Annotated in this window: 21 protein-coding genes; 3 read left to right on the top strand and 18 right to left on the bottom strand. The window is 38.2% G+C overall.

Annotated features, from left to right (window positions below; all coding sequences use genetic code 11):
- Positions 1-16: 16 nt before the first annotated feature.
- From BKO01S_RS13670 to BKO01S_RS13650, 5 genes are all read right to left on the bottom strand, one after another.
- Positions 17-1,033, bottom strand: a complete 1,017-nt coding sequence (locus BKO01S_RS13670) for an ABC transporter ATP-binding protein (RefSeq protein WP_066054808.1) — start codon at positions 1,031-1,033, stop codon at positions 17-19.
- Positions 1,017-2,057 carry an ABC transporter ATP-binding protein gene (locus BKO01S_RS13665; RefSeq protein WP_066054806.1) on the bottom strand — a complete coding sequence of 347 codons (1,041 nt, stop codon included), beginning with the start codon at positions 2,055-2,057 and terminating at the stop codon, positions 1,017-1,019. Before BKO01S_RS13665 ends, BKO01S_RS13670 begins: the two co-directional genes overlap by 17 nt.
- Positions 2,058-2,235: 178 nt before the next feature.
- Positions 2,236-3,024: a DUF2268 domain-containing putative Zn-dependent protease gene (locus BKO01S_RS13660; protein ID WP_066054803.1), complete on the bottom strand. Its 789-nt coding sequence runs from the start codon at positions 3,022-3,024 to the stop codon at positions 2,236-2,238.
- Positions 3,025-3,136: 112 nt separating this feature from the next.
- The gene (gene fabF / locus BKO01S_RS13655) at positions 3,137-4,375 is read right to left on the bottom strand and encodes a beta-ketoacyl-ACP synthase II (protein WP_066054800.1); all 1,239 of its coding nucleotides are present in this window, start codon (positions 4,373-4,375) and stop codon (positions 3,137-3,139) included.
- 48 nt (positions 4,376-4,423) lie between these two features.
- A complete protein-coding gene (locus BKO01S_RS13650; protein WP_066054797.1) occupies positions 4,424-5,356 on the bottom strand; it encodes a beta-ketoacyl-ACP synthase III in 933 nt (310 codons plus the stop codon).
- Positions 5,357-5,541: 185 nt separating this feature from the next.
- Here BKO01S_RS13650 and BKO01S_RS13645 point away from each other — a divergent pair, with 185 nt between their 5' ends.
- A complete protein-coding gene (locus tag BKO01S_RS13645; protein ID WP_066054794.1) occupies positions 5,542-5,871 on the top strand; it encodes a hypothetical protein in 330 nt (109 codons plus the stop codon).
- Positions 5,872-5,917: 46 nt separating this feature from the next.
- Here the strand turns inward: BKO01S_RS13645 and BKO01S_RS13640 are convergent, their stop codons facing one another.
- The 4 genes from BKO01S_RS13640 to BKO01S_RS13625 form a co-directional block, all read right to left on the bottom strand.
- Positions 5,918-6,106: a ComZ family protein gene (locus tag BKO01S_RS13640; protein ID WP_066054791.1), complete on the bottom strand. Its 189-nt coding sequence runs from the start codon at positions 6,104-6,106 to the stop codon at positions 5,918-5,920.
- Positions 6,107-6,117: 11 nt separating this feature from the next.
- Entirely contained in the window at positions 6,118-7,080 is a 963-nt protein-coding gene (locus tag BKO01S_RS13635) for a BMP family ABC transporter substrate-binding protein (protein WP_066054788.1), read from the bottom strand.
- 114 nt (positions 7,081-7,194) lie between these two features.
- A complete protein-coding gene (locus BKO01S_RS13630; protein ID WP_066054785.1) occupies positions 7,195-7,671 on the bottom strand; it encodes a hypothetical protein in 477 nt (158 codons plus the stop codon).
- Between the two features lie 71 nt (positions 7,672-7,742).
- Complete coding sequence (locus tag BKO01S_RS13625) at positions 7,743-8,477, bottom strand: hydrolase (protein ID WP_066054782.1); 735 nt, start codon at positions 8,475-8,477, stop codon at positions 7,743-7,745.
- A gap of 189 nt (positions 8,478-8,666) precedes the next feature.
- Here BKO01S_RS13625 and BKO01S_RS13620 point away from each other — a divergent pair, with 189 nt between their 5' ends.
- Positions 8,667-8,855 (top strand): YjzD family protein, encoded by a 189-nt coding sequence (locus BKO01S_RS13620; RefSeq protein WP_066054779.1) that lies wholly within the window; start codon positions 8,667-8,669, stop codon positions 8,853-8,855.
- A 60-nt stretch (positions 8,856-8,915) separates the two neighbouring features.
- On the opposite strand, the gene clpB is transcribed toward BKO01S_RS13620, so the two are convergent.
- From clpB to argC, 9 genes are all read right to left on the bottom strand, one after another.
- Positions 8,916-11,501 carry an ATP-dependent chaperone ClpB gene (gene clpB / locus BKO01S_RS13615; RefSeq protein WP_066054776.1) on the bottom strand — a complete coding sequence of 862 codons (2,586 nt, stop codon included), beginning with the start codon at positions 11,499-11,501 and terminating at the stop codon, positions 8,916-8,918.
- 94 nt (positions 11,502-11,595) lie between these two features.
- Positions 11,596-11,784 carry a YjzC family protein gene (locus BKO01S_RS13610; protein ID WP_066054773.1) on the bottom strand — a complete coding sequence of 63 codons (189 nt, stop codon included), beginning with the start codon at positions 11,782-11,784 and terminating at the stop codon, positions 11,596-11,598.
- A 77-nt stretch (positions 11,785-11,861) separates the two neighbouring features.
- On the bottom strand, positions 11,862-12,815 hold the full coding sequence (gene argF, locus BKO01S_RS13605; protein ID WP_066054770.1) for an ornithine carbamoyltransferase: 954 nt from the start codon (positions 12,813-12,815) through the stop codon (positions 11,862-11,864).
- Positions 12,812-15,922, bottom strand: a complete 3,111-nt coding sequence (gene carB / locus BKO01S_RS13600; RefSeq protein ID WP_066054767.1) for a carbamoyl-phosphate synthase (glutamine-hydrolyzing) large subunit — start codon at positions 15,920-15,922, stop codon at positions 12,812-12,814. The genes argF and carB overlap by 4 nt, the downstream gene beginning before the upstream one ends.
- A complete protein-coding gene (locus BKO01S_RS13595) occupies positions 15,915-16,997 on the bottom strand; it encodes a carbamoyl phosphate synthase small subunit (RefSeq protein ID WP_066054764.1) in 1,083 nt (360 codons plus the stop codon). The genes carB and BKO01S_RS13595 overlap by 8 nt, the downstream gene beginning before the upstream one ends.
- A gap of 78 nt (positions 16,998-17,075) precedes the next feature.
- Positions 17,076-18,230 (bottom strand): acetylornithine transaminase, encoded by a 1,155-nt coding sequence (argD, locus tag BKO01S_RS13590; RefSeq protein ID WP_066054761.1) that lies wholly within the window; start codon positions 18,228-18,230, stop codon positions 17,076-17,078.
- On the bottom strand, positions 18,227-19,000 hold the full coding sequence (argB, locus tag BKO01S_RS13585; RefSeq protein ID WP_066054758.1) for an acetylglutamate kinase: 774 nt from the start codon (positions 18,998-19,000) through the stop codon (positions 18,227-18,229). Before argB ends, argD begins: the two co-directional genes overlap by 4 nt.
- A 15-nt stretch (positions 19,001-19,015) precedes the next feature.
- A complete protein-coding gene (argJ, locus tag BKO01S_RS13580; RefSeq protein WP_066054755.1) occupies positions 19,016-20,248 on the bottom strand; it encodes a bifunctional ornithine acetyltransferase/N-acetylglutamate synthase in 1,233 nt (410 codons plus the stop codon).
- A gap of 14 nt (positions 20,249-20,262) precedes the next feature.
- A complete protein-coding gene (argC, locus tag BKO01S_RS13575) occupies positions 20,263-21,297 on the bottom strand; it encodes an N-acetyl-gamma-glutamyl-phosphate reductase (protein WP_066054751.1) in 1,035 nt (344 codons plus the stop codon).
- A gap of 285 nt (positions 21,298-21,582) precedes the next feature.
- Between argC and BKO01S_RS13570 the strand changes: the two genes are divergently transcribed.
- Positions 21,583-22,263, top strand: coding sequence for a Crp/Fnr family transcriptional regulator (locus tag BKO01S_RS13570; RefSeq protein WP_066054749.1), 681 nt, complete (start codon positions 21,583-21,585; stop codon positions 22,261-22,263).
- Positions 22,264-22,271 lie beyond the last annotated feature (8 nt).

The raw sequence follows: 22,271 nt of genomic DNA, 5'->3' as shown, positions 1-22,271 counted from the left end.
AAATAGTTTTTTTCTGCTAGTTGTATAAATGACAAGCGACTCTATGCCCAGGCTTCACCTCCTTTAAAGTAGGCTTAACCTGCTGGCACTCAGGCATGGCGTGTGCACAACGAGGATGAAAGGTGCACCCTTTTGGTGGATCAATTGGGCTTGGAACATCGCCTTCTAGAATAATTCTTTCTTTCTTTTTTCTAGGATCTGGCTCTGGAATAGCAGAGATCAATGCTTGTGTATATGGGTGCAATGGTTCTGCATATAAGCTGCTTTTTTCTGCTACTTCAACGAGACCACCTAAATACATCACTCCTATACGATTACTCATATGTTTTACTACACTTAAATCATGAGCGATGAACAAGAAGGTTAAATCAAATTCATCTTGAAGTTCTTTTAACAAGTTTAATACTTGTGATTGAACAGAAACGTCTAGGGCCGAAACCGGCTCATCCGCAATAATTAACTTTGGTCTTAACGCAAGTGCTCTTGCAATTCCAATTCGTTGTCTTTGTCCCCCTGAAAACTCATGAGGATATTTATAATAAGCATCCTCAGGCAATCCTACCTTAGTTAAAAGCTCCATTACTTCTGGTTTAAGATCCTTAGAGCTTCTATTTGTGAAGTTCCGAATGGGCTCAGAAATTAAATCTCCAACCATCATCATTGGGTTTAAGGAGGCATACGGATCCTGAAATACCATTTGAAAATCTTTTCGAACCTTTCGAAGCGATACACCCCGAATGTTTGTGATATCTTCTCCATCGAAAATAATTTGCCCGTCTGTTGCATCTAAAAGGCGTAATATCGTTCGACCAGCGGTTGATTTTCCACAACCAGATTCACCGACAAGTCCAAGCGTCTCCCCTTTTTTAATCTCAAAGGAGATATCGTCTACTGCTTTTACAACCGCAACCGTTTTTCTAAAAATTCCACCCTTAATAGGGTAATAGGTTTTTAAATTTCTCACCTCAAGAAGAACATCATTATTTCTCTTATCTCTTATATTAGTAGTCGTTTCCTTAACCTCTGTATTCATTATGCAAGACTCCCTCTCTTGGCCTGCTAGTTGGATATAGCAAGCAGGAAACTTCGTGCCCTTCGTCTGTTTCTGCTAAAATTGGTGTAATACTTGTACATTCTGGCATCGCCTGGGGACAGCGAGCAGCAAACTTACAGCCGACCTTCGGCATGTTTTTTAACGAGGGAACTATTCCTTTAATCGAACTTAGCACTTCAACATCTTCATCCATACGTGGGATGGCACCCATTAGCAATTTTGTATAGGGATGTTTTGGATCATGGAATAGGGTATCGACATCCGTTTTTTCAACAATTTTACCTGCATACATAACGATAACCTCATCACACATTTCCGCAACAACCCCAAGATCATGGGTAATTAAAATGACTGACATATCATTCACTTTTTGGATATCTTTTAACAGCTCCAAAATCTGTGCCTGAACCGTTACATCCAACGCTGTTGTTGGTTCATCAGCAATCAACAATTTTGGTTGACAAGCAATTGCAATCGCTATCATTACTCTTTGCCTCATCCCCCCAGAAAGCTGATGTGGGTACTCATCGACAATTTTCTCTGGTCTTGAAATACCTACACTTTTTAACAAGGCGATACTCTTTAATCTCGCTTCTTTTTTCGAGATTTTCATATGATTGAATAACACTTCTTGAATTTGAAAGCCTATTGAAAACACAGGGTTTAATGACGTCATAGGTTCCTGGAAAATCATCGCAATATCTTTCCCACGGATGCTATTAATCTCTTTATCTGACATTTTTTCTAGATGCACACCCTCAAAATGAATGCTTCCTGACTTAATTTTTCCGATACCTTTTGGTAAGAGCTTCATAATAGAGAGACTCATAACGGATTTCCCACAACCTGACTCACCAACAATACCAACAATCTCACGCGGTTTAACGGAAAAAGATACATTATCCACTGCATTGTAATATTGTCCATCAATTGAGAATGCAGTTTCTAGGTTTTTCACCTCAAGCAAAGGTGCATCTTTATGTAATTGAGTATTTACGCTCATTGGACACCTCTTACGTTTTTTTAATTATTCAGTCAATTGTTCTATTTGATTAAAATATTATTACAGGGAGATGACAATTGCAAGATTTTTTTCACAATTAAAAAGATTCAAGTTATTGAAAAAACAAAAAAAGCCTCTACTTTAAGGCTTTAAAGTGTACTTGAATCCCTTGATACATCTAGGTTTCTTCGGATTTCGTAATAAAACGTTTTCCTAATATTGTAAAAGATGTTTTTGTAGAAAAGTAATTTTCCTTGTAAGAAGTTCTGACAAGGTAATATCCGCATGCATAACCTAGTAGTTTTGGATATGCACCGGTCCCAAATAATAATTGATCATGTAATGGATCTGTTTTTTTTACCTGTAGGTTTGATATGATATATCTCTTCATGTACAATTCTATGTCTTCCTTACTATAAAAATGACACCAGTCCGCCAAGTATTCAGCCCCACAGCTTTTTTCTACTTCCAATTCTGCTAACCCTTCTAAAATCATTGAGTCTAAAAAAGTAAACTCTGACGGATCCTTCTTTTGTTTTCTAATCCGACACACATGATGGTATTCATGAACAAATAGTGACTCTAGTTCTAGTTCATCTTCTAAATCACCGATAAATAAAAACACCCTATCTGGAAATGAAACTCCCGATTTTTTCGATTGCCTCTCTCTAAAGAAAAAATTGCTAGATTGTGAAATAGGAAATATATAGATAGTTACTTCAGGTCCGTTCCACTTGCCTCTATACTTTTCATAAATATGATTGATTGTTTCCCATACCTTTTTTTCTTTAAGTCTTTCATACGTTTGAAAGGTTGCTCGGTTTGGCCGATACATGCCAAACGAAGAAAGATAGTCATATATCGGTTTTGGTTCACTTTCATTAAACTCTTTTAAAAATCTCTTACAGATACCAACTGGATTAGTAAAATCTTTGTCTAGCCACTCATCCGTACGAACAACTGCCACCTAACCTCCTCCTTTCCTTTTACACTTTCTTAGCATAATATGAAAAAATAACCAAAACTTGATTAATGCCCATAAAAAAAACAGAGCGGATATTATTCCACTCTGTTTCAATTTATTTATATGCTTTAAATACGATTGTTGCGTTGTGTCCACCAAAGCCAAGTGAATTACTCATAGCTACTTGTACTTCTTGTTTTCTAGCTTCATTTGGTACATAGTCTAAATCACATTCTGGGTCTGGAGTTTCATAATTAATCGTTGGTGGAATCATACCTTCTTTTATGGCTAGGACGCTGAAGATTGCTTCTACTCCCCCTGCTGCTCCAAGCAAGTGACCAGTCATTGACTTTGTCGAACTCACTGCAAGCTTATACGCATGTTCACCAAACACTTCTTTAAGAGCCAATGTTTCAAAGCGATCATTATAATCAGTACTCGTTCCATGGGCGTTCACGTAGTCAACTTCTTCTACATTTAAGCCGGCATCGTTAATAGCCATTTTCATTGCACGCGCTCCACCTTCTCCACCTGGTGCTGGTGCAGTAATATGATAGGCATCACCTGTTGCGCCATAACCAACGATTTCTGCATAGATCTTAGCTCCACGGGCTAAAGCATGCTCCAATTCTTCTAAGACCACAATTCCTGCCCCTTCTCCAATGACAAAACCATCACGATTCAGATCAAAAGGACGACTTGCTTTACTAGGGTCAGGATTTGTTGATAGTGCTGTGTTTGCACAAAAACCTGCTACAGACATTTTTGTAATAGGTGCTTCCGCTCCACCAGTTACCATGGCAGTTGCGTCTCCTCGTTGAATAACCTTAAAGGCATCACCGATTGAATTCGTTCCTGTTGCACAAGCAGTTACCGTACAAGAGTTAAATCCTCTTGCTCCTAATGTAATTGAAACCTGACCTGTCGCCATATCAGGAATCATCATTGGTACGAAGAATGGACTAACTCTTCGATAGCCTCGACTTAAAAAGGTCTCATACTGACTTTCAAAGGTTTCCATTCCACCAATACCGGATCCAATCCAAACACCAATATTATGTGAGTTACTGTCGTTAATCTCAAGTCCTGAGTCTTCAACCGCCATTTTTGCTGCTGCTACTGCGTAATGAGTAAAACGATCCATTTTTCTCGCGTCTTTTTTATCAATAAAATCTTCCACTTGGAAGTCCTTTACCTCAGCTGCTACTTTTGCTGGATATTCATCTGCATTTAATCTTGTAAGCGGCCCTACACCAGATACACCCGCTAATACATTATTCCATGCTGTTTCAACGTTATTACCAACTGGAGTAACAGCGCCAACTCCTGTTACAACAACTCTTCTCTTTGTCATGTCTGGCAACTCCTTTGCTTTTCTTAATATATATAATAGCTTAAATAATTACCTGCCCCAACGCATGGCAATGGCTCCCCAGGTTAAACCTCCGCCAAAGCCTACCATAACGATCAAATCATCTTCCTTTATTTTACCAGCTTCTACCTCTTCTACCAATGAGATCGGAATGGAAGCTGCTGAGGTATTTCCATATTTATTAACTGTTTTAGACATCTTTTCTTCAGGTAGTTCTAGTCTTTGTCTAGAAGCCTCCATAATTCGAATATTTGCCTGATGGGGAATTAAGAAGTCAACATCTTCCTTTGAAAGTCCTGCCTTCTCAAGGACATTTACGCTGCTTTCTCCCATTTGTCTGACTGCAAATTTGAATACCTCTCTACCATTCATTACGATGTAATCTTCTTGGTAAAGATGCTTTCCACCTGTACCGTCAGCTCCAAGCTCAAAAGAAAGTATACCTCTGCCTTCCGTTACTTTCCCCATCACTACTGCACCGGCACCATCGCCAAACAATACAGCTGTATTCCGGTCTTGCCAATCCGTAATTTTTGATAATTTCTCAACACCAACTACTAACACATATTTATAGCTGTCGCTCTCAATAAATTGCTTAGCGGTAATCATTCCGTACATAAATCCTGCACATGCTGCACTTATGTCCATTGCTGCAGCATTAATTGCACCTAATTTTTCCTGTAAGATACAAGCGACTGATGGAAACGGCTGATCTGGTGTAACGGTCGCAACTAAGATTAACCCAATTTCCTCAGGTGAAATATTTGCATTTTCAATCGCCTTTTTGGCAGCTTCGAAGCCTAAATCAGATGTATTGACATCTTTTTCAGCTATTCTTCTTTCTTCAATACCTGTTCTTGTGCGAATCCATTCATCCGAGGTGTCGACTATTTTTTCTAAATCCGCGTTTGTTAACACTTTATCAGGAAGACATCTACCGATACCGATAATTCCTGCATTCATGCTTTCCAGCTCCTTTATATAACTAACTTTATTATCAATTATTATGACTTGGTACTAAAATTTTAACAGTAGTTTCCCGTTTTATCAATCTTTTTATCCTATTTATATAGATTCCACCTTATCGTCCATACATTCTATATTTCTTTTCATAATTATATTAATAAGGGTGAAAGGAGGTAAGAATGATGCCGAATAAAGAAGAAGAAAGAGATCCCTTCTCTGCACTAATGTTTCCGTCCAGAAGGGAACGAAACCAAGAAACTGAGCATAAAGAAAGTGCTGAAGGAATATCTGAGCATGAGTGGCTTTTTGGAAAGCGACGCCCTCATCAAAAAGAGGAACCGTTGAATGATAGCCCTAAAAACCAGTCTGCCATTGAAAAAGCAGTAAACAATGTGAATATTCCCGAGCTCATGAATCATTTTGACACCTTAATGACATCTGCTCAAAATCTGAAACCTTTATATAAACAAATTAAGCCTGTCATTTCATCATTTTTAAACTCCAAGAAATAAATAAAATAAGGCTGATATCTCTTTTGTTAGAGAATCAGCCTTGTTCCTATTCTTCTTGTTTTGCATCTTGGACGCCTAGATCATAAGCTTCCTGCATAACTTTTGTAAACAACGTCATAAATGGCTGGATGAGCTCCATTGATAATTCAATCCCAGCACTTTCTAATTGCTCCTTAGCCTCCGGTAAATATTTCATAGCAATACCCATAAACTCCATTGTTTTGTCTTGTGACATGTTAGATCCTCCTATTGGTTTGGCAGTTCACCAGTTTCTTTATACTTTGTAATTAAAGCCGTTATCTCTTCTTCGAATGCCTCATCAACATCGGGACTGAACTTCCCTAACGAGATGACACCATCTTGAAAATCAAAGGAAAGGTTACCTGATTCCAACACGTTCTTGCTGTATTTTTCAGCAACTAGTTCATATAGTCTATCAACATGCTGAACCGTGCTAGTCAAAACGGTTGATTCTCCTAAATCAGACTGATCAGAGATAAAGCCAATGGCGTATAACCCATTTTCTTTTATTTTCTCTATAACTGGCACATTGTATCCGTCACCAGCTGGATAGATTACATCCACCTTTTTCTTCACCATATGATCCAAAAAGCTTAACGCCTTTTCATCGTCATCCCAATGTCCGACATAATCTATTTGGACATCTACATCTTTATTTTGGAACAAAGCTCCCTCAAGGAATCCTTTTACCTCAGGCTGCCATTCGTAAGCAGCAATGATCCCTATTTCATTGGTTTTTGTCATCTTCCCTGCTACCATCCCACCAAAGAACCCCATTGCATATGCTTCAAAGTTTAAGCTAGTCGTATTTTCCTTTTGTGCATCACTGTTAAAACTCACAAAATGAATCTCAGGGTACTTATCAGCAAGTTTGTTGAAATAAGGTCCATACTCATTCCCATGTCCAAAAATGAGATTGACTCCTTTTTGATCAAACTCCTTTACCGCTCTTTCAACGATTGCCTCTGAGTTCATGTCCTCTTTATAATAAACGTCCACTTTAAATCGAGATTGAATTTTTAGCATTCCTTTATAACCTTTCGTCCCCCAAACCTGATCATTGATTGTTTCTGGCACCAATAATCCGACCTTTTTCAGTTCGCCAGAAGACATAGGTTGTCCACAGCTTGTCAGGAAGGTAAGGCTTAAAAGAAGGAACACCCCAACCCGAACAAACATCTTTCGCATTCTCTTTTCCGCCTTTCAAAGGACACTCAAATAAAATATGAAAGTCCGTATCTCTTACTATTTATCTATTACATTCTACCTTTAACATATAAAAAATGAAAAGTTTTTTTTGCTTTATTGTAAATCAACTACATCTAAGATTGCCTTAAATATAGATGGAAACTCGTTTCGATCATATGACAAGGGTACAAAAAAACTCATGGTATTCCCCGCATATTGCTTCTTACTCCGTATCTCCCATTCAGAAAAGGGATAGATGAATATGATTGAATAATCAGGGTTGTTAGAAATAGTTTCTAACTTCCCTTTTAGCTCTCTATTTTCCATCCAAACACGCTTGACGTTTTCATCAAAGCCATTTACAAATAAAAACATTGATGATTCGGTGAAATCATCCTGTTTTAACCACTCATTCAGATCCACTTCTTCAAAATTAGCATTCCTACCTATCTCCATCCTTCTAAGGTTATATTTTGTTTCGTTTCCTATTTCAAGATGAATGCCACTAACTTCATAGCCTTCTTCTAGTAAACTAGCGGTCATTTCAAACCCTAGCTCCTCCAAAGCGCCAAGTACAAGTACCTTGTCCATAAAAAAAAGCCTCCCTGCTACTCGATATACCAGTATATGCACAGGGAAGCCTCACTATTCTTAGATGTTTATCATAGTACTTTTTCATGCTGTTTCAAAAATTTGGTTACTTGTTGAGCGATTTGCTGCTTTTTCTCTGGCAACATATAACAAACAGTTACAGGTGCATTCATATCCTCCCACCTCACTGACAGTTCTTTTAGTAAATTGGATTGTTTATATGCTCGATTTCCAGACAGGACATGAATGATTTTGGTAGGGGTCTTCGGTTTCACATGTCGTTCATGCTCACTGATGAGTAACTCGACAATTTGATGTTGCTCTTGTTCGTAGGATTGAGACAGTTCTTTCATAAGCTTCTTATAAAAGAATTTATGCTCCTTTTCCTGCTCTAAATGGTCTCTTAAAGAAAGAACAGGGTTTATAAGTACCGTTGAACGGATATTTTCCTCCATCATATCAATTAGCTTTAAGGCAACAAGTGCTCCCATCCCTTCAGCTAAAATATGAATACTCTCATTAATTATTTCCGTACGGATAATATACTCATAGAGTCTTTTCGCTAGCTTAACTGCCTTGTCACTCCCCCAATTCTTCCCGTAAAGGTTGGAATAAAAGATCGTGTAGCCTGATTCTCTAAGCTTTTGGATAAGTGTCCATTTCCCTTCATTTTGAGTCCAGAAACTACTTTTCTCATCAACAAAATGTCTTTCGTCACCAATAACTAAGATACCGAAACCGCGTGGTTTTTCGGGATAATGAATCATATTCCATTCGGTATCCAATTTAAAGTTTCGGTTCTCCATACTAAAAACTCCTTCAACGTCATTTTGCTCATAATAATGTATGAAGTATTACTTAAAATGAAAGGGAGATTAGCCTAAATTCGTGAGATTGACTTATAATTTTGTTCCTTGTTTTGTCAATATTCATTTATTATTTGATAGCTATATGGTAAGATGAATGAAGATTTCAATATGTAAGAGGTGAAAAAAATGAGTTACTTTTGGACATTTTTCTGGACGTTCTTATTAGTACAAATGCTTTCATACGTAGTATCGTCCATGATCGGAGCTGCGTTTCATTTTGAAACCGGTGCCATTGTTGGTGTGATTGTTACGGTACTAATTTTTGTAATTGGTGCTGTCTTACCAAATGAACCAAGTGGTCATGAAACACATTAATTCTTACTAAATATGTTTGAAAAAAGTCATCCAACATTTAAAGGATGACTTTTTAATTTCTCAAAGAATATTTAGTTTTATTTTACCGTCTACCAATTCAATCTGTACAGTGTTTTTCTCCTTTACCTTCCCTGAAATGATCTCCCTTGCTAAAAGCGTCTCTATATTCCTCTGAATGTACCTCTTTAAGGGTCTGGCACCGTAAACAGGATCAAATCCATGAGTAGCAATATATTCTCTTGCAGAATCTGAAATTTCCACGTAAATATTTTGCTCCTTCACCCGTCTGCTAAGGTCATTTACTAATTTGCTAACAATTTCTTTAATCGCTGATATATCTAGAGGGTTAAAGGTAATAATTTCATCAATTCGATTTAAAAATTCCGGGCGGAAATGACTTCTTAATAACTCAAGGACTCTTTCCTTCCCTTCTTCCTTATTCGATTGATTTTCTAATAAAAAATGAGAACCGAGGTTGGATGTCATGATAATAATCGTATTTTTAAAGTCTACCGCTCTTCCTTGAGAATCTGTTATTCTTCCATCATCTAACATTTGTAATAAAATATTAAACACTTCAGGATGAGCCTTCTCTATTTCATCTAGAAGAATGACTGAATAAGGCTTTCTTCTTACTGCTTCTGTTAGTTGTCCACCTTCTTCATAACCGACATATCCAGGAGGAGCTCCCACTAGTCTAGAAACAGCATGCTTTTCCATATATTCAGACATATCAATTCGAATGATTTGATCCTCACTATCAAATAAGGCTTGCGCAAGGGTTTTCGCTAACTCCGTTTTTCCCACTCCTGTTGGTCCAAGGAAAATAAACGAGCCAATTGGACGATTGGGGTCCTTGATTCCTGCCCGCGCTCGTAAAACAGCATCTGAAACGAGCTCGACCGCCTCAGGTTGTCCAACTACCCTTTGTTGCAGTATGCTTTCTAACCGAAGGAGCTTCTCTCTTTCTCCCTCAACTAACTTTGCAACAGGAATACCTGTCCAACGCGATACAATATTTGCGATTTCCTCTTCTGTCACTTCTTCACGGAGCAAACGGTCTTCTTGTTTCGAATTCATCTCTTCTTCTAACATGTGAAGCTCTTTTTCCACTGTCGGAATCCTGCCATGTCTCAGCTCAGCAGCTCGGTTTAAATCATAATTATTCTCTGCATCCTCAAGCTCTCTTCTTAATTTTTCTATTAGCTCCCGTTTTTCTTGGACTTTTTGAATTGCTTCTTTTTCTGTAAGCCACTTCGCCTTCATTGTGGAGACTTTTTCTCTTAAATCTGCCAGTTCCTTCTGCAAATGGTGAAGTCGTTCTTTACTCTGACTATCTTCTTCCTTCACTAGAGCAGCCTCTTCTATTTCTAATTGCATAACTCTCCTTGATACTTCATCTAATTCAGTCGGCATTGAATCAATTTCGGTACGAATTAACGCACAAGCTTCATCAATTAAGTCAATCGCTTTATCTGGCAAAAAGCGTTCGGTTATATAGCGATCAGACAGGATGGCTGATGCGACGATTGCTCGATCATGTATATTTACTCCATGGTGGATTTCAAACCGTTCCTTTAACCCTCGTAAAATGGAAATGGTATCCTCTACATTCGGTTCCTGAACGATTACCTGTTGGAAGCGGCGCTCTAATGCTGGGTCTTTTTCAATGTATTTCCGGTGCTCATCGAGTGTGGTAGCACCTATACAGTGAAGTTCGCCTCGAGCTAGCATTGGCTTTAACATATTACCGGCATCCATTGCTCCTTCTGTTTTACCTGCTCCCACAATTGTATGAAGTTCGTCGATAAACAGAAGGATACGACCATCACTTTTCTTCACTTCATTTAATACTGCTTTCAGACGTTCCTCAAATTCTCCACGGAATTTTGCACCAGCAATTAAAGCACTCATATCAAGCGAGAAAACGGTTTTATCCTTTAGCCCTTCTGGAACATCCTTTCTTACGATTCGCTGGGCAAGTCCCTCAACAATTGCCGTTTTTCCTACTCCTGGTTCTCCGATTAAAACAGGATTGTTTTTTGTTTTTCGAGACAAAATCCGAATAACATTTCGTATCTCCGCATCTCGTCCAATTACAGGATCGAGTTTACCCTTTTTCACCTCTTCTACTAAGTCACGTCCATATTTATTTAATACATCGTACGTTGATTCCGGATTTTGTGAAGTCACCTTTTGATTCCCCCTAATCTCATAAATAACTTCAGATAATCTTTCTTTACTAATTTTACGTTTCTTCAAATATTTACAAAATGTTGTTTCATCTAGTCTGGCTGCTGCTAACAATAAATGTTCAACAGACATATATTGATCCTCTAGTGCATCCTTCTCTTTTTCTGCTTCAAGGAGAAGTTTTTGTAGTAGTGATGTTATATATATATTGGATTGTGTATTGCCGCCTAATACCTCAGGCCTTCTCTTTCTTATTTGCTCGAGCTCTTCTAGGAATGGTTCCACTGGTAGGTGTAGGCGTTCCATAATGATAGCAGCTAAACTATTGTGTTCTTTGAAAAGAGAAATAAATAGGTGAGCTTCATCAATTTCTTGATGGTTTGATTTTCTAGCTAGCGCTTGAGCCTCCGAAAACGCCACCTGCACTCGTTCAGTCATTGATTGAAAATCCATAAGGCTCCTCCTTTGACCTTTTTTGACCTTTATTTAATTTCTATTATAATCCATTTTTCACATAAGTAAAGCCATCCATGTAGGATGGCCTTACTTAGTTATGAGTGTACTTTGGTGCATATGTCCATTGACGCTCGTCATTTGTTGACTCAGGGAAACGTTCCCCTGCTTTTAGCTTAATTTTTTTAGGATTTGTCACATTGGAGCCTGTATCACCAATCTCTATATAGACACCATTGTTTGGTGCCTTATCACCTGAACGAAAACGGTGGTTTTGTCCCATATTCCCACTCCTTTCTAATGTTCGGTTATAGTATTGCCAAAATAAAAAAATCCCTGCGAAATCGCAGGAATCCTTTTTTATCCAAGTAATTCAACTAATAATGCTTTTTGGGCATGAAGTCGGTTTCCTGCTTGATGGAAAACAACTGAATTTTCACCGTCAATTACCTCATGGGAAACTTCTTCCCCACGATGAGCAGGCAAGCAATGCATGAATAGATAGTCAGGTTTTGCATGCTTTACAAGTTCTCCATTCACCTGATAATCTGCAAATGCTTTTAGACGAATTTCGTTTTCTTCCTCTTGCCCCATACTCGTCCATACGTCTGTATATACAACATCCGCTTGATTTGCTGCTTCAACAGCGTTATTCGTAATTGTTACAGACCCACCCGTTTTTTCGGCTATTTCTTTTGAATAAGCCACAATCTCTTCGTTTGGTTCATACCCAACCGGACTTGCGACAGCAATATTCATGCCCATTTTCACCGCACCAATGATGAGAGAATGCGCCACATTATTTCCGTCACCAATATAGGCAATTTTTAAGCCTGTTAATGAGCCTTTGCATTCCAAAATCGTTTGAAGATCCGCAAGCGCTTGACAAGGATGATACAAATCTGTAAGTCCATTTATTACAGGAATTGATGCATGCTTAGCAAGCTCTTCAACCGTGTGATGATAATGAGTACGAATCATAATTCCATCAATATACTCTGATAACACCTTTGCCGTATCAGAAATCGGTTCGCCTCTTCCAATCTGCAAGTCTTTTCCGTTTAAATACATAGCTGATCCACCAAGCTGAATCATTCCAGCCTCGAATGATACACGTGTTCTAGTGGAAGACTTATCAAATATCATTCCTAGTATTTTTCCTTTTAGTGGCGTATATGATTCTCCAAGCTTCATTGCATTCTTAATTTTTATTGCGTTTGATAACAGATCATTAATCTGTTCTGAAGAATAATCCTTTAAGGTTAACATATCCTTTAAGCCAGCTTTTTTCTCATTCGTTTTAACCGAAATCATGTAAGCTTCACCTCTCTTTTCTTTAATAGCCATTCATTAAGTGAATGTACGGTAAATTCCTTTGCTGTCTGCCCAGCTAGAAAAGCTACCAACGTTTCCTCTTCTGTAAAAGTAAGAACACGATTTTTTGTTGCTGTTTCCCTTACTTTTTTGTCCTCTATTCCTTGATCAGGATTGTAATAGGCAATAATTTCTTCTTCCTTTACCAAGCTTGCAGTCAATTCAGAAGCCTCTATAACAGCTTCTTCTTTTACGCCTGCTTTTTTCAAATCTAGAATATAACTTGGTTTGACGGCTACTTTCCCAATAGATCGATCCTTTAATAAGGTGTGGAAGGACTTCTTCATTGCTTCCTCATACGTCATTGCTAAGCTAATTCCTTCTCCCGTTGATCTCATCTCTGGACTCACTTTTGAATCTAGACCTTTTAATGCATAATTTGAAAAGACTGGGTACTTCACACAAATATATGGGAGATCATTTAAATTCATCAACTCGTCATTTTTCGACAACCGGTATTTCCCAAGCAATATTTTTGTCGCAATTTGAACTAATGGTACACCAGTTACCTTACTTATAATCGGTACGGTTCTACTTGCCCGTGGATTTACCTCTAATACATATACATCCTCTTGATCAATAATGAACTGTATATTTAAAAGACCCTTATAGTTTAGATGAGTGGTGATTTTCGTCGCATAGGAAAGCATTTTTTCCTGAACCTTTTTCGATAAAGTGTGAGGTGGTAACACAGATAAACTATCACCGGAATGAACACCCGTTCGTTCAATATGCTCCATCACCACAGGTGCGAGAACACTCTCTCCATCACTGACTAGATCAAGCTCTGCTTCTATTGCTGGTAAAAATTGATCAACAAGGTATGGGAATTGTAAATCTGTCTCTTCAATAAATGCTTGAAGCTCACTTGATTCCTTAATAGTGACCATACCTCTTCCACCGATAACATAAGAAGGTCGAATAAGGATTGGATATCCAATAGAATTGGCTGCTTCAATAAGCTCCTCAACATTGTTTACAAATTGGCCTTCCAGTCTTGGGATCTCTAGTTCATCAAGAAGCTGGTAAAATTTATCTCTTTCTTCTAGTACATCGATAACCTTCGAACCAGTACCTAAAATAGTTACTCCCGCTTGTTCAAGACCTTCCGCTAAGTTTATCGCAGTTTGACCACCTAGTTGAATGATAACCTCATTTGTTTCCTCAGCTTCTAACACATTTAAAATATCTTCCACAGTTAATGGTTCAAAATACAAACGATCAGCTGTAGCAAAGTCCGTACTAACTGTTTCCGGATTATTGTTAATCATGATGGTCTCTATTCCCTCTTCTTTTAAAGCAAACACTCCGTGGACGGAACAGTAATCAAATTCAATGCCTTGGCCAATTCGAATCGGACCACTGCCAACGATGACTACCTTTCTTTTATTTGAAGGAATTTGTTCATTTTTCCCAAAATATGTGGAGTAAAAATAATTCGTTACTGCAGAAAACTCAGCTGCACATGTATCAACCATTTTATAAGCTGGAAGAACCTTGTTTTTCTTACGTGTTTCTCTTAGCTCAGCTTCCGTCACATTCCAAGCTTCAGCAAGAAAACGATCACTAAATCCTTTTTCTTTAAAAAGCTGTAATTGTTCTGTTGTAACATTTTGAATCGTTTCTTCATAAATTTCCTTTTCCAACTGAGCAAGCTTCTTCATATAGAATAAGAAAAAGAAATCGATCTTCGTCAATTCATGCAGGGTATTTACGTCTTCCCCACGTCTCATTAACTCCATTAAGATGAAAAAGCGTTCATCGTTCTGTTTCGCAAGTTCAACATATAATTGGTCTACACTCAAATTCTTTAAAGAAGACATCTCCAAATCCTGAACCTTAATTTCAAGAGAGCGAATGGCTTTTAAAAGTGCTCTTTCAAAATTACGGTCGATCCCCATTACCTCTCCGGTTGCCTTCATTTGTGTACCCAGCTTTCTTTCAATTGTTGGGAACTTATCGAAAGGCCACTTAGGGAATTTTACAACGACATAATCCAATGCTGGCTCAAAGCTTGCAAATGTATCACCTGTTACAGGATTAATTAACTCTGACAACTCATAACCCACTGAAAGCTTGGCAGCCATTCTTGCGATTGGATAACCGGTTGCTTTTGAAGCAAGAGCAGATGAACGACTTACCCGTGGGTTTACTTCAATTAAATAATAGTTCTTACTCAGTGGGTCTAGTGCGAATTGTATATTACATCCACCAACAATACCTAGCGCGGAAATGATCTTAATCGATGCAGATCGGAGCATTTGATACTCTTCATCTGTTAATGTTTGAGAAGGAGCAACAACGATAGAATCACCTGTGTGTATTCCGACTGGGTCTAAATTTTCCATGTTACAAATGATAATGCAAGTATTAGAAGCATCACGCATTACTTCGTACTCAACTTCTTTAAATCCGGCAATACTTTTTTCGATTAAGCATTGATGGATTGGACTTTCCTTTAGTCCTCCTTGGACCAATTGGAGGAATTCCTCCTCATTTGATGCAATTCCTCCACCTGTTCCACCAAGTGTGTATGCAGGTCTAATGATAATCGGGAACCCGATTTCTTTCGAAAAACTGATTGCTTCATCCACGGTATGAACAATCTTACTTTCTGGTACTGGCTCTCCAAGCTCGTTCATTAGCTGACGAAATGCGGAACGATCTTCACCTTTTTTAATTGACTCAATCGAGGTGCCAAGAACCTTTACTCCGTATTTCTCAAGGATTCCATGCTCGGCTAATTGAAACGCAAGATTCAGTCCCGTTTGTCCACCTAGTGTTGCAAGCAACCCATCAGGTTGTTCTTTTTTTATAATTTTTTCAATAACGTCTACTGTAAGTGGCTCGAAATATATAGCATCAGCAAAATGACTATCTGTCATAATGGTAGCCGGATTGTTATTTACTAAAATAACTCGGTACCCTTCTTCTTTTAAGGCCATACAGGCTTGTGTGCCTGCATAATCGAATTCTGCCGCTTGCCCGATGATAATCGGTCCCGAACCGATGACTAATATGGATGTGATTGAATGATCTTTAGGCATATGCAACTTGACTCCCATTATTTTCTTTAATTAGTTGTAAAAATTCGTCAAAGATATATTCACCCTCTGAAGGACCTGGATTTGCTTCTGGATGAAATTGTGTTGTTATTAACTGATAGCTTTCGTGGTAAAAGCCTTCAATTGTTGAATCATGCAAATTATAAAACCGCGTTTTTAGACCAGTACCAGATAAGCTTTTTTCATCCACGTAATAGCTATGATTCTGTGAGGTCATAAATACTGTCTTCGTTTCCTTATCCATTACTGGATGATTTGCACCACGGTGTCCAAACAATAATTTTTTCGTATCTGCCCCTAATGCTAAGCCCGCTAGCTGGTGCCCTAAGCAAATACCTAGAGTTGGATACGCTTTAATGACCTTTGAAATCGTAGGCAATAATTTTTTTAGATGCTTCGGATCTCCAGGTCCATTGGATAATAATATGCCATCCGGATTAAGCTTTTTAATTTCATCATATGAGCTATTGAATGGAACAGTTGTAACCTTACAACCTCTATTTAGGAGCGATTGTTGAATGGATTTTTTATTTCCAAAATCCATTAATACAATGTGAAAATCTCCTCCATGTCCTTCCGTTGAAACCTGTGTACAAGACACTTTAGATACCTTTTCCATATCTCCTAGTTCAAAGGCTTCTGGTTTAATGGAATCCATATTAATGATGGCCGGCATTGATCCCTCGTTACGGATTTGCTTCACTACTTCTCTTGTATCAACATGTTCAATTAATGGAATATCCCATTTTTGTAAATATTCACTTAACGAGAATTTTGCTTGGTAATGAGAGTGATTCATACAAGCCTCATATACAATGACCCCAGCAACATGTGGTTGTTTACTTTCAAAATCTTCAAGGTTAATCCCATAGTTACCGATTAGAGGATACGTAAATACTATGATTTGATCCTTATACGATGGGTCCGTCAAGACTTCCTGATACCCAGTCATTCCTGTATAAAATACAATTTCCCCTGACACTGGTTTATTGTTCGTGTTGACAACCCAGTTTCCTTCAAACGTGTCACCACTTTTTAAATGCACATATGCTTTCATTGTTCCACCCCGTAAATTGTGAATATTTATATCCACGACTTAATTTTTATGCATACTTCTATAAAAAAGAGAGCCTCTCTAGGCTGTAATATATGATTTTTGCAGTACCGTTTTAATTATATTAACGGCTACTTTTATTTGTTCCTCTGTTGCAGTTAATGGAGGCAACAGTCTGAGGACCTTTTCACCAGCTGGTAAAGCTAACAACCCGTTATCTCTTAAGTCCTTTAGAATGGATCCAACCGAATGTTGTAATTCGACACCAATCATTAACCCTGAACCACGAATATCCTTCACAACAGAAAGATCCTTTAGTTCCTGTTCGAGTAAAGTTTGAATGTATTGTCCCTTATGAACAACTGATGCTAAAAATTCAGGGGTAAAAATCTCTTCCATCGTTGCAATTGCAGCACTGATAGAGACTGGATTACCACCAAACGTTGAACCATGACTTCCTGGTCCAAAAAACGATACCAGCTTCTCTGTACCGATTACTGCTCCAATAGGAAATCCACTTCCTAATCCCTTTGCAGAAGTCACAATATCAGGAGATAAATCGTAATGTTGAAAGGCAAACGGCTTTCCTGTTCGGCCTATACCTGTTTGGATCTCGTCAATTACAAATAACGCACCGTATTCTTTACAAAGTTTCTCTACTTCTTTTAGAAACGCTTCTTCACCAACATGAATACCGCCTTCACCTTGAATGACCTCTAGCATTACAGCAGCCACTTGATTAGACATTTCTGCTTTAAGTGATTGGATATCATTAAATGGTACGTAAACAAATGTTTCAAGCATGTTTCCATAACCTTCTTTAATTTTGTCTTGCCCAGTGGCTGACATCGTTGCAAAGGTTCTTCCATGAAACGATTGTTGAAACGTAATAATTTTTGGTCTTCCCGTTGCTTTTCTTGCGAGTTTAATTGCACCCTCATTTGCTTCTGCCCCGCTATTTGCAAAAAACACTGCCTCTAATCCAGCAGCATCGGCAAGCATTTTTGCGGCAGTTACTTGCTTTTCTTGAGGAAATAAATTCGATACATGCCAGAATTGATCAAGCTGATTCATCACAGCCTTCTTCACCGTTTCTGGCTGATGTCCAAGGTTACAAACTCCGATTCCAGAAGTAAAGTCTAAATATTTCTTATTATCTATATCGAATAAGTAGGAACCTACAGCCTTAGCTGGCTCCACTTCCCATCTTGCATATGTTGGAAAAAGACCACTCATTGAAGTATCCCTTCCTTTCTACAAATCTGAGTTCCAAGCCATTGTCCATTTTCAAAAAATCCTTTTTTCCCGTTCACGATCATTACGCTCTTAAGCCCCATGTCTATGGCGGACACTGCAGACTCAACCTTTGGAATCATGCCGCCATATATCGTTCCATTATCTATTAATTCAGTAACTTCCAGTTTATTAAGCTCTCTTTTTACTTGGTTGTTTACGAGAATTCCATCCACATCTGTAACAAATAAACATTGCTCTGCTTCTATTCCAATTGCAACTGCAGCAGCCGCATAATCTGCATTGACGTTAAGCTTGACGTTTTGTTTATTAATTGCAATTGGTGTAATCACAGGTATATGTCCTGCCTCAATCATCAATTGAATGAATTGCCTATTAATGGATTGGACCTTACCAACATAACCAAGGCTATCCTTGTTTAAGTATTCTGCTTGGATTAAGTTAGAATCACTACCATTTAGACCTACAGCTGTCAAACCAAAATCATTTAGTTGTTCGACTAACTTACGATTTGTTTTACCTGTAAGCACCATCTCAGCAATTTGTAAAGTTTCCTTCGTTGTTTTTCTTAGTCCGTTCACAAACTCTGGCATAATATTTAGCTTCTCAAGCATGTCGTTAATGTCTGGTCCCCCACCGTGAACAATCACTACAGAGAAGCCTTTCTTCTTCATCTCTCTAATACTTTCAAAAAAACTAGCTGAAAGCTCATTTAAAACACTTCCACCACATTTAATTACGATCGTTGACAACTTGTGTGTGCCCCCTTACGTTCGATAACTCGCATTAATTTTCACATAATCGTAAGAAAGGTCACAACCCCATGCCTTTCCAACTCCATTTCCGAATTGTAAATCGACGAAAATATGAATCGTATCATTCTCTAAATATTTCTTTGCTTCATCCTCTGAAAATACTTGAGGTACACTATTTAGTAACATCGTTGTTTCACCTAGCTTAATATCTACGGTATCAACATTCACTTCCACACCCGCTTGACCAACAGCACCAATAATACGTCCCCAGTTAGCATCAGCACCGAAAATAGCCGTTTTCACTAGATTTGAACCAACAATTTGCTTTGCAATTTTACGCGCATCTTCATTGGAAGCTGCCCCTTTAACACTCACCTCAATAAGCTTCGTTGCTCCCTCACCGTCACGAGCAATTTGCTTCGCCAAGTCTTGGCTAGTTTGCTTCAATAATTCAATAAAAGATTCCCAATCCTTATGACCTTCATGAAGTTCCTCATTGCCAGCTTCTCCGTTTGCCATTACAAGTACCATATCGTTCGTAGATGTATCTCCATCAACGGTTATTTGATTAAAGGACTTATTCGTTACACTTTTTAGTGCCTTCTGAAGGGACTCAGGAGAAATTGCTGCATCACAGGTAATAAAGCCAAGCATAGTAGCCATATTAGGATGAATCATTCCAGATCCTTTAGCAGCTCCCCCCATCGTAACCTGTTTTCCGTCAATCTCTGTTGTGTAGCAGCTGCTTTTCATGCAAGTATCTGTTGTCAGAATCGCCGTTTGAAATCCTTCAGCATCTTCTTGTGTTTCACCAAATTCTATTTCTGAGATTCCTGCTGCTATTCGATCCATTTGGAGGTATTCGCCGATTACTCCTGTAGAAGCAACCGCTACGAGCGTTTCCTCAAGCTTCAGTTTATCGGCTGTCAGCTTTCTCATGGAGTAAGCATCTTGTAGACCTCTTTCTCCTGTACAAGCATTTGCGCATGCACTATTGACAATTACCGCTTGAAGCTTTCCATTTTCCTGAACACTATGCTGTGTTACCTTAAGCGGTGCGGCTTGAAACTGATTTAAGGTATAAACAGCTGCGCTGCTTGCAGGTACTTCACTATAGATTAATCCAACATCTTTTCTAGAATAACGAAGTCCAGCGTGTACACCACCTGCATAAAACCCCTTTGGTGAGACTACGCTACCACCATTTACTTTTTTTACTTGTGACACTTCCGATAAAACTTCCATCCCTTAACCTCCTATTACGGATACAGTGGCATAAACTTCAAACCTGAATGACTCTCCAAACCAAACATGATGTTTGCATTTTGTACGGCCTGCCCTGCAGCACCCTTCATTAAATTATCTATTACCGATACAATTGTTAATCGATTTGTTCTCTTATCCACGTGTAACCCTATATCACAATAGTTCGAACTTGATACATCCTTGATTGATGGAAAATAGCCCTGTGGCCTTACTCGGACGAACGGCTCATTTTCATAATACGACTGATATAATTCTATAACTCTTTCTGTCTCCCAGTCTTCTAAAAGCTGGACATACATTGTGGTCATAATTCCTCTTGTTAACGGAAGAAGATGTGTACTGAAGGTAATTGGTTGAATATCACTATTCCAGAGTTTTAATTGCTGTTCTATTTCAGGAATATGCTGATGTTCATTCACCTTGTAAATTTTAAAATTCTCATTGATCTCTGCATACAATGTTGCTCGACTAGCTGCCCTTCCTGCTCCAGACGTTCCAGATTTCGCATCAACGATAATGCTCCTTGGATCAATTAACCCGTCCTTTGTTACAGGAGCTAACCCAAGTAAAGTAGCTGTTGGATAGCACCCTGGATTGGCAACCCAATTTGCGGCTTTCACCTGATCCTTGTTCCACTCGGTTAGGCCATATACAGCCTCTTCAACAATAGAATCATTTGCGGGAGTTTTTTTATACCATTCTTGGTATTCAGAAGAATCCTTTAACCTTAGATCCCCTGATAGGTCAATTACCTTAATATCTTTTCCAATGAATTGATCAACGAGACTTGAGGAAACCCCTGATGGAGTAGCAAAAAAGACTAGATCACTTTCCTCAGCAATTTTATCAGCATCGATGCTGCTCATTTTTTTATCAATAATTCCATAAAGATGTGGGTATTCATCTGAAATGGCAATCTCTTCTTTTGTTGAATGAATGGAATGTATGTCGAATTCAGGGTGTGAGTGCAATATACGGAGCAACTCAACTCCACCATATCCAGTTGTTCCGATAATTGATACTTTCATTCCTTACCCCTTCCTGAATAATATTGCATATTTAATCATTCGATTTAATTTTTATAAGTTTTAATGTACCTTATTATAAAAATAGCTAACAATAAAATCAACCAATTTTTTAAACTATTTTCAATTTTTTTAGATTATTTTTAATGTTAGTACTTCTAACAAAAAATCTGTATAAACAATTACTCTTATTAGAAGGTTTTAAGGTTGACGAAATTGATATTTCTTTTTACAGTTAGACTAGTTAATTAAAGTGGCTAGCAAAGCGGTCAGGCAGGTGACATCTCCATGAATACTTCCATACAGCTACAGGACTTTATAAAAGTGGCAAGGTATACACGTAAGATGGAAAAAGGAAATTATTTATTTCAAGAAGGGCAAAATGCGGAGGAGTTATTTGTCGTTCTTAAAGGAAAAATCCAAATAAGCAAAATGGTCCCAGATGGAAGAGAGCTGACCATTCGAATGTGCTCAACTGGTGAGCTTATTGGGGAAATCCCTTTATTTTGTTCTTCACCTAAATACATGTTAGACGCAAAAATTGTAGAAGATGGTGAGGTTGCCGTCATTTATAAAAGTGACTTGGAGGAAAAGCTTAGCAAGGACCATTCCTTATCTTTGCAATTTATGAAATGGCTAAATGGTCAGCACAGGAGAAACCAAACCAAGTTTAGAGACCTTATTCTCCACGGTAAAAAAGGAGCATTATACTCCACACTCATTCGTTTATCTAATAGCTACGGGATTGTTCGTGAACAAGGAATTGTCATTGATCAACCTTTGACTAATCAAGAGATCGCTAATTTCTGTGGAACCTCTAGGGAGGTAGCTAATCGATTGTTAAGCGAGTTACGTAAAAACAACATTATCTCTATTGATAAAGGGATTATTACCATCCATAATCTAATGTTTTTACGAGATGAAATTGATTGTGAAGATTGCCCAATAGACATTTGTAAAATTGATTAAAAGCACCC

It is taken from the genome of Robertmurraya korlensis NBRC 107688, from assembly GCF_001591645.1.
Lineage (GTDB): Bacteria > Bacillota > Bacilli > Bacillales > Cytobacillaceae > Robertmurraya_A.
The sequence above is the reverse complement of the archived record's forward strand: the minus strand, read 5'-3'. Positions and strand labels throughout refer to the sequence as shown.

Excerpts from the sequence above, each read along its gene's own strand:
- argJ (WP_066054755.1), bottom strand. The coding sequence starts at position 20,248 with ATGGAAGTTTTATCGGAAGTGTCACAAGTAAAAAAAGTAAATGGTGGT.
- BKO01S_RS13595 (WP_066054764.1), bottom strand. The coding sequence starts at position 16,997 with ATGAAAGCATATGTGCATTTAAAAAGTGGTGACACGTTTGAAGGAAAC.
- argD (WP_066054761.1), bottom strand. The coding sequence starts at position 18,230 with ATGAGTGGTCTTTTTCCAACATATGCAAGATGGGAAGTGGAGCCAGCT.
- carB (WP_066054767.1), bottom strand. The coding sequence starts at position 15,922 with ATGCCTAAAGATCATTCAATCACATCCATATTAGTCATCGGTTCGGGA.
- clpB (WP_066054776.1), bottom strand. The coding sequence starts at position 11,501 with ATGGATTTTCAATCAATGACTGAACGAGTGCAGGTGGCGTTTTCGGAG.
- argF (WP_066054770.1), bottom strand. The coding sequence starts at position 12,815 with ATGATTTCGGTTAAAACGAATGAGAAAAAAGCTGGCTTAAAGGATATG.
- BKO01S_RS13625 (WP_066054782.1), bottom strand. The coding sequence starts at position 8,477 with ATGGAGAACCGAAACTTTAAATTGGATACCGAATGGAATATGATTCAT.
- BKO01S_RS13635 (WP_066054788.1), bottom strand. The coding sequence starts at position 7,080 with ATGCGAAAGATGTTTGTTCGGGTTGGGGTGTTCCTTCTTTTAAGCCTT.
- BKO01S_RS13610 (WP_066054773.1), bottom strand. The coding sequence starts at position 11,784 with ATGGGACAAAACCACCGTTTTCGTTCAGGTGATAAGGCACCAAACAAT.
- BKO01S_RS13645 (WP_066054794.1), top strand. The coding sequence starts at position 5,542 with ATGCCGAATAAAGAAGAAGAAAGAGATCCCTTCTCTGCACTAATGTTT.
- BKO01S_RS13630 (WP_066054785.1), bottom strand. The coding sequence starts at position 7,671 with ATGGACAAGGTACTTGTACTTGGCGCTTTGGAGGAGCTAGGGTTTGAA.
- BKO01S_RS13570 (WP_066054749.1), top strand. The coding sequence starts at position 21,583 with ATGAATACTTCCATACAGCTACAGGACTTTATAAAAGTGGCAAGGTAT.
- BKO01S_RS13620 (WP_066054779.1), top strand. The coding sequence starts at position 8,667 with ATGAGTTACTTTTGGACATTTTTCTGGACGTTCTTATTAGTACAAATG.
- fabF (WP_066054800.1), bottom strand. The coding sequence starts at position 4,375 with ATGACAAAGAGAAGAGTTGTTGTAACAGGAGTTGGCGCTGTTACTCCA.
- BKO01S_RS13665 (WP_066054806.1), bottom strand. The coding sequence starts at position 2,057 with ATGAGCGTAAATACTCAATTACATAAAGATGCACCTTTGCTTGAGGTG.
- BKO01S_RS13640 (WP_066054791.1), bottom strand. The coding sequence starts at position 6,106 with ATGTCACAAGACAAAACAATGGAGTTTATGGGTATTGCTATGAAATAT.
- BKO01S_RS13650 (WP_066054797.1), bottom strand. The coding sequence starts at position 5,356 with ATGAATGCAGGAATTATCGGTATCGGTAGATGTCTTCCTGATAAAGTG.
- BKO01S_RS13670 (WP_066054808.1), bottom strand. The coding sequence starts at position 1,033 with ATGAATACAGAGGTTAAGGAAACGACTACTAATATAAGAGATAAGAGA.
- argC (WP_066054751.1), bottom strand. The coding sequence starts at position 21,297 with ATGAAAGTATCAATTATCGGAACAACTGGATATGGTGGAGTTGAGTTG.